Origin of the sequence: Serratia sp. J2, from assembly GCF_046269175.1 — a bacterium.
In the GTDB taxonomy this organism is placed as follows: domain Bacteria; phylum Pseudomonadota; class Gammaproteobacteria; order Enterobacterales; family Enterobacteriaceae; genus Chania; species Chania fonticola_C.
This window is the reverse complement of the sequence record NZ_JBKABN010000013.1, coordinates 148,743-159,502: the sequence shown is the minus strand read 5'-3', so window position 1 is coordinate 159,502 and position 10,760 is coordinate 148,743. Positions and strand designations below refer to the sequence as shown.

The following is a 10,760-nucleotide window of genomic DNA, read 5'->3' as shown; positions in this document are numbered from 1 at the left end:
GCGTTTTACTCAGTCGGCAACGCTGTCTGATACAGGTTTTCCCACATGCCCAGCACCAGTATCTGATCCGGCGGGGAAAGCTCCCCGGCCTTGATGGCCTTGTCCAGGCTGCTCTGCACCCGCACCTTGAGCTGCTCGGCGCTGTGTTCGGCATGTTCTTCCGATTCCGCCACCGCCAAAGTCAGATGACCGCGCAGGTAGCCACCGGCAAACAGTTCATCATCGCTGGCGTGCTCTACCATGTCATCAATCAGCGCCAGAATGCGCGCTTCAAATTCTGCGATCATCAAATTTCCTCGTTAACAAACAGACTCTGGCCTCAGAGATCTTCCGGGTAGGGAAAATGCTCGGCCGCCAGCGGAGGCGTATTGTAAAACGATTGCAGCGCCTGAATAAAGCGCGCAGGTCGTGTGGGTATTCCCCGTTCCAGCAATTCCAGCACTCGGGTACGGACTTTACGCTGAAAACCGATGCGATCCGGCTCGCAATCTCCACTGAGATTGTCGCAACTGACGTTGAACGGGAAACCGGCCGCCACGCAGAACATCCACTCCAGCGCCTGCGGATTAATCTCAACCGCCTCGAATTCACTCTGCGTCTGGGCATCGCGCCCATCCGGGCAATACCAGTAACCGAAGTCCACCAGCTTGCGGCGTTCTGCTCCGGCGATGCACCAATGGGAGATTTCATGCATGCCGCTGGCATAGTAGCCGTGTGCAAAGACGATGCGATTATAAGGCAGCTCATCATCGGCAGGCAGATAGATAGGCTCATCGTCGCCTTTGACCAGGCGGGTATTGAACTCATCGCTAAAACACTGATTAAAGATTTCAATCAGTTGCGGATACTGGTGTGTGTTTGGCATAAAAAACTCAAATAACCACAAAATTAAGGAGGCCATTATAGCCGATATCTCTCGGCTTGCCGCCCCTTTGAAATGTTAAAAATGCAACGCCAACCACTGCTGGATTTCCGCCCCGTGATTGTCGTACAGCAATTTGCAGCTCATGATCAGAGACACTATCACGATCATCGGCCGGATCAGCTTCTGGCCCTTGGTCAGCACCATGTGCGCCCCAAGACGGGCTCCGAACACCTGCCCTACCAGCATCACCAGACCAATACTCCAGATCACTTGGCCGCCGATAATAAACAGCACCAGGCTGCCCAGATTGGAGGTGAAGTTCAACACCTTGGCATGGGCGGTCGCCTTGGCCAGGTTAAAACCGCACAGCGTCACATAGGCCAAGGCATAGAACGAACCGGCTCCTGGCCCGAAGAAACCGTCGTAGAACCCTACGCAGCCCCCAGCTACCAGGCCAAAGGGTAACGCCCCCAGCCGACGCTGGCGATCGTTTTCCCCCAGCCGTGGCGTCAACAAGAAATAGACGCCGATACCAATCACCAACAGCGGCAGCATCTGCCGCAATATATCGGCACGCATGTGCTGCACCAGGAGCGCGCCGATCACTGATCCCACCAGCGTCAGGAAGATGGTCAGCTTCTGGGTATTAAGATCGACAGCGCGACGGCGAACAAAGTACAGGCTGGCGGAAAACGATCCCCCAACCGACTGCAATTTATTGGTCGCCAGCGCCTGGGTTGGCGGGACGCCAACGGCCAGCAGAGCCGGTACGGTCAACAGCCCACCACCACCGGCGATCGAATCAATAAACCCGGCGAACATTGCTACCAAAAACAGAATCCCGAGCAATTCGGGACCTAATACCAGCCCATCCATAAGTCGTCTGCCTGCAAAAGTGGAGCCACTTTGTTTGCCGCACACACTACGCCTTAAAACTCAAAAAATAAACGCCCCATTCGAGGCGTTTTCATCAGGCTATCAGCGATTGGCGAAGTGGCTATCCAGCAGCGCCTGACAGGTTGGCGGCAGCGGTGGTGGCTCTTTCTTGACCGGATTGGCATTCGGCTGATGCGGTTTGAACCAACTGGCCAACTCGGCACCACAGCCATCACCCACCGGCGGCGCATCCTGATCCAGACACTCCAGGCTACCCGCCGGGCAACGCAAGCGTACGTGCATATGCGCACGATGCCCAAACCAAGGCCGGACCTTATGCAACCAACCGCGATCGGCACCGGCATCCTGGCAAAGACGCTGTTTGATCGCCGGGTTAACGAAGATCCGCGTCACTTCGCTGTCCTGCGCCGCCATCTTGATCAAAGATTCGATTTGCGGCTGCCACTGGCGATCCACTACTTGCTTACCGTCGCCAGAGACCAGATCGATCGGCTGCGGTTTCAACAGTTGCTGAGCGCTCCAACGTTGGCGCGGCAACTGCAACCAGATGTCCACGTCCAAACCGGATTGGTGGCTGGCATGGCCGCTGCTGAAGCGCCCACCGGCTGGCATTGCCATATCGCCGATCAACACCGTGCCCAGTGCTTTCTGGTTGGCCTGGCTGCTCAGGCGTTGAATAAACGCCAGCAGGTCAGGATGGCCGAAGTAGCGCCGCTGGTCGGTACGCATCACCTGATAATCCGGTGAGTTAAGCGGCAACGGATGCGCCCCGATAATACAACCATTGGCGAAACCGCCAACGGCCTGTGCAGTTCCACTGACCGGGTGGTCAATCTTTTGCCACGGCGTTAACGCCAAGGCAGAGCTGGAAGCGATCAACGCAGCGAAGCCCAGCAGCCATTTTTTCATCGTAGTCCCTTACCAGCGTGGTACGTCGGAAATCACATCACCGTTTTGCGCACGCTGGCGCAGCAGATGATCCATCAGCACGATCGCCATCATCGCTTCGGCGATCGGCACCGCACGGATCCCGACGCACGGATCGTGGCGGCCACGGGTGACCATTTCCACCGCTTCACCCTGACGGTTGATCGTACGGCCCGGCACCATGATGCTGGAGGTCGGCTTCAGCGCCAGATGGGCAATCACCGGCTGACCGCTGCTGATACCACCAAGAATGCCGCCAGCGTGGTTGCTCTGGAAACCTTCAGGGGTGATTTCATCGCGGTTTTCGCTGCCACGCTTGGTGACCACGGCAAAACCGTCGCCAATTTCTACACCTTTGACCGCATTGATGCTCATCAGCGCATGCGCCAAGTCGGCATCCAGACGATCGAACACCGGCTCGCCCAGCCCTACCGGGACGTTTTCCGCCACCACGGTCACTTTGGCACCGATGGAGTCGCCCTCTTTTTTCAGCGCGCGCATCAGTTCGTCCAGGGCTTCCAGCTTGTCCGGATCCGGGCAGAAGAACGGGTTCTGCTCAACCTGATCCCAATCTTTCAACTCGCAGCTCACGTCGCCGATCTGCGCCAGATAGCCGCGCACCTGTACGCCAAACTTCTGCGCCAGATATTTTTTGGCAATGGCACCGGCGGCAACGCGCATCGCGGTTTCACGCGCCGAAGAACGGCCACCGCCGCGATAATCACGCACGCCGTATTTCTGTTCGTAGGTGTAATCGGCATGGCCAGGGCGGAACACATCTTTGATCGCGCCGTAGTCTTGCGAGCGCTGATCGGTGTTTTCGATCATCAGGCCAATGCTGGTGCCAGTAGTGACGCCTTCAAAAACCCCGGAGAGGATACGCACCTGATCCGGCTCGCGGCGCTGGGTGGTATAGCGCGAAGTGCCGGGGCGGCGACGATCGAGATCGTGCTGCAAATCAGCTTCTGTCAGCGGAATACCTGGCGGCACACCGTCTACGATACATCCCAGCGCCACACCGTGAGATTCACCAAATGTGGTGACGCGGAAAAACTGCCCAATACTGTTCCCTGCCATCACGGCTCCTTACCGTTGGTTGTCATCCCGTTCGCGTGCAAACGGGGCATACAGGCCCACACTATGGCGAGCCCAGGTTGTTGGTTAGCTGCGGTAGAGGCTGAAATGATCTTTACAGTCAATCAGCTGCTGTTTCGTCAGCATGAAGACGCCGTCCCCGCCGTTATCAAACTCCAGCCAGGTGAACGGAATATCCGGATATTGTTCCATCAGATGTACCATGCTGTTGCCCACTTCACAAATCAGCACGCCGTCATCGCTCAGGAAGTCTGGCGCACAGGCCAGAATGCGGCGCACCAGCTTCAGGCCGTCGCTGCCTGCAGCCAGCCCCAGTTCCGGCTCAAAGCGGAACTCTTGCGGCAGATCGGACATGTCTTCCGCATCGACATACGGCGGGTTGGTGACGATCAGATCGTATTGGATCGCGGGGACGTCACGGAACAGATCGGAGCGGATCGGGATCACCTGATGTTCCACGCCGTGCGCCTGAATATTACGCTCGGTCACGGCCAGCACGTCGGTAGAGATATCTACCGCGTCCACTTCCGCTTCCGGGAAGGCATAGCCACACGCGATAGCAATACAGCCACTACCGGTACACATATCCAGGATATGGCGTGGCGGATGGGGGATCAGCGCGCTGAAGCGGTCGTTGATCAGCTCACCAATCGGTGAACGCGGTACCAGCACGCGCTCATCGACATAGAACTCCAGGTCGCAGAACCAGGCTTTATTGGTCAGGTAAGCAACCGGGATGCGCTCGTTGACACGGCGGATCACTCGCTCAACGATGCGGTGACGTTCGCTGGAGGTCAAACGCGCAGTGCGCATATCTTCAGGAATATCCAACGGTAGGAACAGGCTGGGCAAGACCAATTGCACGGCTTCGTCCCACGGGTTATCGGTTCCGTGGCCATAGTAGATATTGGCGGCGTTGAAACGGCTTACGGCCCAGCGCAGCATATCCTGAATGGTGTGCAGTTCATTCACTGCTTCTTCGACGAAAATTTTGTCCAATTTGCCCTCCGGCAGGCGCGATGATTCATGATTTAGCCCCGTAGTTTGCCATGAAGCCTGCGACAAATCAGCAGCAATAGCAGCGTAGCAGCATTCTGGTTGGCATTCAGTGCTAGTTTTGCGTCGACAGAAACCTTCGAGCAGGTAAACTAGCGCGATAAATGATAGGCGACGAGCGAATAATGAAGAATAAGCCCCCTCTGAGCAAAGATGAATTATTGCTCTTTAGAGAGTCGGTAGCTGGAGCAAAGAAGCTGCCGCAGGACACCATCGTCCACCCAAAACCTAAAATGAAAACCAAGCAGATCGCGCCGCAGCGCCTGTTGCAAGAGCAGGTGGATGCCAGCTTTTACTTTTCCGATGAGTTTCAGCCGCAGTTGGAAGATGAAGGCCCAACGCGCTATGTGCGTCCCGGCTACAGCCACTATGAGTTGAAGAAACTGCGTCGTGGGGACTACGTGCCGGATCTGTTCCTGGATTTGCATGGCTTGACACAGATGCAGGCCAAGCAGGAACTCGGGGCGATGATCGCCGCCTGCAAGCGTGAGCACGTGCACTGTGCCTGCGTGATGCACGGCCACGGCAAACACATCCTCAAGCAGCAAACGCCGCTTTGGTTGGCGCAACATCCGGACGTGCTGGCGTTCCACCAGGCCCCCAAAGAATGGGGGGGTAACGCAGCAATACTGCTGTTGATCGAACTAGCAGAATAGCGATATAAAATGGCACTTAACGGTGCCAAATAATCCGCAGTGACGGTTCCAAGAAGGGGGCCATGAGTTGAGAACGACCTTGACGAAATAGCCCCTCCCCATCCTGGCAAAACCTAAGATCTCTCCCCAATACCATACCTACTTAAATACCCCAAATATTTTTAATCTTGAATTTCAAATAAAACATTTGTTTTAAATATACTTAAAACAAAAATCATTGATGTGATTTAAAATTCACGAGAAAGATCCTGTATTAACGCCAAAAAGTAGACAGGGAAAATATTACAAGTAGAATGCGCATTTTGTTAAACGCAGATAAAGCGTAAACATTGTCATCCGCAGTTAATAGTTACTACGAATAGCCACATGGCAAATATAGCACCTTGAGTTAATCAAATAATAGCCTATACCTCCTGCCCAACGTGGGGGATGATCCCTCATGGTTGACAGAAATGAAGTTGGCTGCAAAGCCTTTTTCCACCAGTTCGGCTACCAATATTGATAGCCTTTGCATTTCAAATATTATAGGAAATAATATTATGACCCTAAAAAACAAACAGAAGCCGTTTTTTGCCAAACTTTCGCCAATTTGTTTCTTTAGCCTGCTGGCCTTACAAGGAGTAACCGTTGCCCACGCCGCTATCGTTTCCGCCCCAGGTGGCCCATCGCTCGGTGCCAGCTCCATCAAGGGCGGTACGGTTATCGACATTAATAAGCCCGGCAGAGGGGGCGTATCTCACAATATCTATAACCAGTTTGACGTAGACCGTGGTGGAGTAGTGCTAAATAACAGCGCACAAAATTCAACGACCCAGGTGGCGGGTGCCATTAACGGCAACAAGAATTTAGCCAACGGTGCCGCCAACGTTATCCTCAATGAAGTCAACTCCGCTAAAGCCAGCCAACTCAACGGTATGATTGAGGTAGCAGGTCAGAATGCACAGGTTATTATTGCCAACCCATCGGGGATTACCTGCAACGGCTGCGGTTTTATCAACGCCAATCGTGCGACCTTGACCACGGGCAAGGCCTCGGTGGCTAATGGCCGCGTCCTCGATTACGTTGTCAACAAAGGTAAAATTACCATTACTGGCGATGGCTTGCAGAGTTCCAGCGCCAACTATACCGATCTAATCGCCCACACCGTTGCCATTAACGCCGACGTGCAGGCCCAGGATCTACGGGTCACTTATGGCCAAAACCGCGTTAATGTCGACAACACCAAAGCCACCCTGCTCTCTGCTGCTCGTCAGTCTGGCATAGGCCTTGACGTGTCCAACCTGGGCGGCATGTACGCCAACAAAATTACGCTGATCGGTACCGGCAATGGCGTGGGCGTGAACAACGCTGGCACCCTCGCCGCTTCTGTTGGCGATGTGACCATGAACATGAATGGTTCACTCACCAATAAGGGGACTATTTCTGCCCAAAAAGATATCAGCGTGGTATTAACCCCTAGTAACAACACTACATACGTAATAAACAGCCCAGGTGGTTATCTTGAAGCTGGCAATGATATTGATATTAAAAGCTCTTACGTAAGAAACATCAAGGGGACCATGGTGGCCGATGGCAATATCAACATCGACAGTTCCGCAGCCTTATCTTCAAATGTAGGGGTCGATAATGATAATGGTGAACTCAGCGCTGGAAAGGGTATCACGATTAGCACCAAAGGAGCCTCAATCAAGAACAGCAGCGGTATCATCAGTGCCGTGGACGATGTCACCCTGGACGCCAAGTATGGTGTGAATAACTACGTGGGTAGAATTGTATCAGATTTTGGTGGCGTGACGATTAATACCGCTAACACCCTCTTCAACGACAGAGGGATTATTGAGGCCAACTGCTGCGTGGCTCTGAATGCTTACAAGATGAGCAATCAATACGGCCTCATCCAAACCAAGGATGACGTAGTTATTAACGTATCCTCCGAGCTGAATAACACCCAAGGTGAAATTCTGGCAGAAGGCAACATCGCTATAAAAGCGTCTGAGATTAAAAATAACTCAGGTAAAATCATGGCTCAGGAAGCCTTGAATATCGAAGCCGCCCGGCTGGTTAATAGTGCTTATCACAATCCAACCCAAGAATACGGTATATTCAGCGGTGGTGGCATGAGCCTAAACTTGAGCTCCTCACTCAATAATGAGTATGGTGTCATCGCTTCTCATGGTGATATCACCGTCAGTCCTAACTCTCTCATCGCCAATAAACATGGGCATATTGGGAGTGATAAAAACATCATGCTGAGTGCGACCAGCATTGGCAATCACAATGGTAATATTATTGCCGGTGAAAATCTGGTGGTTAATGCATCACGTTTAGATAATGGTTCATCAGCTAGCACAGCAGGAAACATTGAGGCCGGTGATACTTTAGAGATCAACATGAAGCGCGGAGCCCTTGCCGGTGGTCAGCGTGTCGATGGCAGCTTCTATAATCAAGGGACCTTGGTTGGCAAAAACAAGATAAAGATCGATACAGACGGGAAATTCGGCAATTACGGCAAAATGATTTCGGACAACACTGTAGAAATCCATACCAAGTACTAATCCAGAGCCAATACTGAGGCGATAAATACCCCTATCACGTCTATTAGCATCGCGAGATAGGTAATAACAAGCTGATAGCCATGTTATCAATGGCTATCAGCTGTTTTTCACTCCTGCCTATCTTCACACTGCACCCGATTAAAGAAAAATCATATTAATAAGGAAGTTAACATGCGTTTTCGCTTTCTCAATGCCTGGTTATTGCTTATTTTCACCCCACTGGTTCAGGCAACTGAAAAAGGCCAGTTTATTGAGCAGCAAATGAGCCACCAGCAGGAACAGGAAAAAGCACTCTACAACCAATTGGAAACCGTAGGTAAAGACGTTCGCTCCGCTGGCAGCGCAGGACTAAGCACCCACATCGACTTTCCCGAAGAACAACCCTGTTTCCCTCTACAACGGGTTGAACTGAATAAGGACGACAAGATCCCTCATTGGATACCCTTGCACAAACTGACAGAACAGGCACAAGGGCGCTGCCTGGGGATCCAAGGGGTGAAAACGCTCGCGACCGCCTTGCAAAACAAGCTGATTGGACATGGCTATATTACTACCAGGGTCATGATCCCTCAGCAGAATTTGACGCAAGGGCTTCTCACTCTGGATATCCTGCCCGGCACCATTGGCAACGTCAGGTTGACCGATGACAGCGATCAGTACGTCAACTTGCACACCACCTTCCCTGGCAGCCAAGGGGATCTGCTGGATCTGCGTGCGATTGAGCAGGGGTTGGAAAACATGCAACGCATTCCTGATGTTGTTGCCAACATTTCACTCCACCCAGGCAGTAAGGCGGGTGAATCCGACCTGGAAATAACCCGCGAACACCCCTCATTCTGGCGTTTGGGCGGTTGGCTGGATGACTCAGGCAGTAAACAAACCGGCCGCTATCAAAGCGGCTTGGCTTTATATATTGATAACCCGACTTCGATGAACGATCTGTTCTACGTTTCTGCCGGTCGTGATTTGCAGTTCCAATCGAGCCGTCATTCTAATAATGGCTCGTTGTACTACTCGGTGCCCTACGGCTTCTGGTCATTGGACTTATATGCTAGCCGCAGCGAATATGTACAAAATATCCATGGTATCTATACCGATTTTTCCTACCGCGGCAAGTATCGCAACCTTAGCTTAAAAATCAATCGCCTCTTGTATCGCAACGCGAGCCAAAAAAACACGCTCAGCTTTCAAGTCCTCAAGCGTAACTCACATTTTTATCTGAACGATACGGAACTGAAGTTGCAAAAGCGTAATATGGCCAACTGGAGCATTGAGTTCAATCATCGCCACTACGTCGGCCAATCTATTGTCGATGCCATGTTGAGCTATCAGCGTGATACCGCCTGGTTTGGTGCCGAAAGACCGGTGGACAGCGCTCCGTCAAGCCGCATCGTCAACCTGGATATCAGCACCTATACGCCATTTACCGTGCAAGATCTGTCACTGAGTTATCAATCCCGCTTTCGCCAGCAATACAGTCCGGACCGCCTGACCACCCAGGATCAATTCAGTATCGGTAACCGCTGGACCGTACGTGGTTTTGACGGTGAAATGAATATGATGGCCAACAAGGGCTACTCCCTGCGCAATGACCTGAACCTGAACCTGCCAAGACTGGAGCAGCAGTTATACCTGGGTATGGATTATGGCCGGGTGAAAGGAGACGGTAGTAACGACTTTGCCGATGGCCACCTGCTTGGTAGCGTTGCCGGTATTCGAGGGAAGGTAAAAGCGGTCGGTTATGACGCCTTCGTTGGGGTGCCGCTGTCCAAGCCTGATAATTTCACCACCAGCCCGGTCAACCTAGGCTTTACGTTACAGTGGCAATTTTGAAGACGTTAATGACAAAGGGCGATGTTTATCATCGCCCTTTGATGGTGAGAACAAGCTCAGACCTTGGCCATCACCTGTGACGGGCTGACCTGCCATTCAAACTTGCCGACGCTGCCATCCTCTGACAGATCGACATTAGCAATGGCGGAGGTCGCAAACATTGGCGGGCATTCTCCAGGGCACAGCTCGGCCACCAGATAACCCACCAGCGGTAGATGGGAAACCACTAACACCGCACCGATGCCCTCTTTTGCCAGCGCCTGCAGATAACAGCTCACCAGCCCAGCGTCGCCCCCAGGAGTCAGCTCCGGCAGCACTTCTTCACCTTCCGGTAGCGTTAACGCTTCGCGTACCGTTTCCAGCGTCTGCTCGGCCCGCAAATAGGGGCTGACCAGCACTCGTTCAATATCCACAGACTTGGTATTCAACCAGGCCGCCATCTGACGTGACTCATCACGGCCACAAACGGTAAGAGGCCTTACCGAATCGCTGGCTGCATCGAGTGCCGCCTCTCCGTGACGCATAATCAAAACTTGCATATTGCACCGCTGTTGTTGACAAAATAACGCTATACAGAAACGCCGAGCGTGCTGTATCGCCGAGTTGCACTCAAGAACACAGGCCTGCTTCAAACGATAACGCGCCGTCTCTCTATGGCGGCCGGGCATTTTGCCTGAAAGTTCGCGTAAAGAAAACGCTGTTTTTTACAACATTTGCGCCCTTACACAAATTCATCGCTGACATAACAACCAATTCAACGGGTTAAATTTTAACCTTGTTGCTATGAAATTTTGGTAGCGCTGAGTGAGCCACCCACCAAAACGCTACGTTACCCCTCCCCAATCTCCCTGTACAGCTTCCGGGATTGCCCTAATT

Annotated in this window: 10 protein-coding genes; 3 read left to right on the top strand and 7 right to left on the bottom strand. The window is 52.7% G+C overall.

Features of this window, described 5'->3' with window-relative positions; all coding sequences use genetic code 11:
* Positions 1-5: 5 nt before the first annotated feature.
* The 6 genes from ACKWMY_RS15265 to prmB all read right to left on the bottom strand — a co-directional run bounded on the left by ACKWMY_RS15265 (position 6) and on the right by prmB (position 4,783).
* Positions 6-287: a YfcL family protein gene (locus ACKWMY_RS15265; RefSeq protein ID WP_024529153.1), complete on the bottom strand. Its 282-nt coding sequence runs from the start codon at positions 285-287 to the stop codon at positions 6-8.
* Positions 288-319: 32 nt separating this feature from the next.
* The gene (locus tag ACKWMY_RS15260; RefSeq protein ID WP_024529154.1) at positions 320-865 is read right to left on the bottom strand and encodes an elongation factor P hydroxylase; all 546 of its coding nucleotides are present in this window, start codon (positions 863-865) and stop codon (positions 320-322) included.
* Positions 866-940: 75 nt separating this feature from the next.
* A complete protein-coding gene (locus ACKWMY_RS15255; protein ID WP_024529155.1) occupies positions 941-1,741 on the bottom strand; it encodes a sulfite exporter TauE/SafE family protein in 801 nt (266 codons plus the stop codon).
* A 102-nt stretch (positions 1,742-1,843) separates the two neighbouring features.
* A complete protein-coding gene (gene mepA / locus ACKWMY_RS15250) occupies positions 1,844-2,671 on the bottom strand; it encodes a penicillin-insensitive murein endopeptidase (RefSeq protein WP_021806056.1) in 828 nt (275 codons plus the stop codon).
* A gap of 9 nt (positions 2,672-2,680) precedes the next feature.
* Positions 2,681-3,766, bottom strand: a complete 1,086-nt coding sequence (aroC, locus tag ACKWMY_RS15245; RefSeq protein WP_021806057.1) for a chorismate synthase — start codon at positions 3,764-3,766, stop codon at positions 2,681-2,683.
* An 84-nt stretch (positions 3,767-3,850) separates the two neighbouring features.
* Entirely contained in the window at positions 3,851-4,783 is a 933-nt protein-coding gene (gene prmB, locus ACKWMY_RS15240) for a 50S ribosomal protein L3 N(5)-glutamine methyltransferase (protein WP_024529156.1), read from the bottom strand.
* A gap of 182 nt (positions 4,784-4,965) precedes the next feature.
* Here prmB and smrB point away from each other — a divergent pair, with 182 nt between their 5' ends.
* From smrB to ACKWMY_RS15225, 3 genes are all read left to right on the top strand, one after another.
* Positions 4,966-5,496 (top strand): endonuclease SmrB, encoded by a 531-nt coding sequence (gene smrB / locus ACKWMY_RS15235; RefSeq protein ID WP_021806058.1) that lies wholly within the window; start codon positions 4,966-4,968, stop codon positions 5,494-5,496.
* A gap of 452 nt (positions 5,497-5,948) precedes the next feature.
* On the top strand, positions 5,949-8,051 hold the full coding sequence (locus ACKWMY_RS15230) for a filamentous hemagglutinin N-terminal domain-containing protein (RefSeq protein ID WP_409486562.1): 2,103 nt from the start codon (positions 5,949-5,951) through the stop codon (positions 8,049-8,051).
* A gap of 171 nt (positions 8,052-8,222) precedes the next feature.
* Positions 8,223-9,884 (top strand): ShlB/FhaC/HecB family hemolysin secretion/activation protein, encoded by a 1,662-nt coding sequence (locus ACKWMY_RS15225; protein ID WP_409486561.1) that lies wholly within the window; start codon positions 8,223-8,225, stop codon positions 9,882-9,884.
* Positions 9,885-9,940: 56 nt separating this feature from the next.
* Here the strand turns inward: ACKWMY_RS15225 and sixA are convergent, their stop codons facing one another.
* Complete coding sequence (gene sixA, locus ACKWMY_RS15220; RefSeq protein ID WP_024529159.1) at positions 9,941-10,423, bottom strand: phosphohistidine phosphatase SixA; 483 nt, start codon at positions 10,421-10,423, stop codon at positions 9,941-9,943.
* Positions 10,424-10,760 lie beyond the last annotated feature (337 nt).

What these genes read in the sequence shown, in the direction of transcription:
- smrB (WP_021806058.1), top strand. Translation starts at nt 4,966, where the DNA reads ATGAAGAATAAGCCCCCTCTGAGCAAAGATGAATTATTGCTCTTTAGA.
- mepA (WP_021806056.1), bottom strand. Translation starts at nt 2,671, where the DNA reads ATGAAAAAATGGCTGCTGGGCTTCGCTGCGTTGATCGCTTCCAGCTCT.
- ACKWMY_RS15255 (WP_024529155.1), bottom strand. Translation starts at nt 1,741, where the DNA reads ATGGATGGGCTGGTATTAGGTCCCGAATTGCTCGGGATTCTGTTTTTG.
- ACKWMY_RS15225 (WP_409486561.1), top strand. Translation starts at nt 8,223, where the DNA reads ATGCGTTTTCGCTTTCTCAATGCCTGGTTATTGCTTATTTTCACCCCA.
- ACKWMY_RS15260 (WP_024529154.1), bottom strand. Translation starts at nt 865, where the DNA reads ATGCCAAACACACACCAGTATCCGCAACTGATTGAAATCTTTAATCAG.
- aroC (WP_021806057.1), bottom strand. Translation starts at nt 3,766, where the DNA reads ATGGCAGGGAACAGTATTGGGCAGTTTTTCCGCGTCACCACATTTGGT.
- ACKWMY_RS15265 (WP_024529153.1), bottom strand. Translation starts at nt 287, where the DNA reads ATGATCGCAGAATTTGAAGCGCGCATTCTGGCGCTGATTGATGACATG.
- sixA (WP_024529159.1), bottom strand. Translation starts at nt 10,423, where the DNA reads ATGCAAGTTTTGATTATGCGTCACGGAGAGGCGGCACTCGATGCAGCC.
- ACKWMY_RS15230 (WP_409486562.1), top strand. Translation starts at nt 5,949, where the DNA reads ATGAAGTTGGCTGCAAAGCCTTTTTCCACCAGTTCGGCTACCAATATT.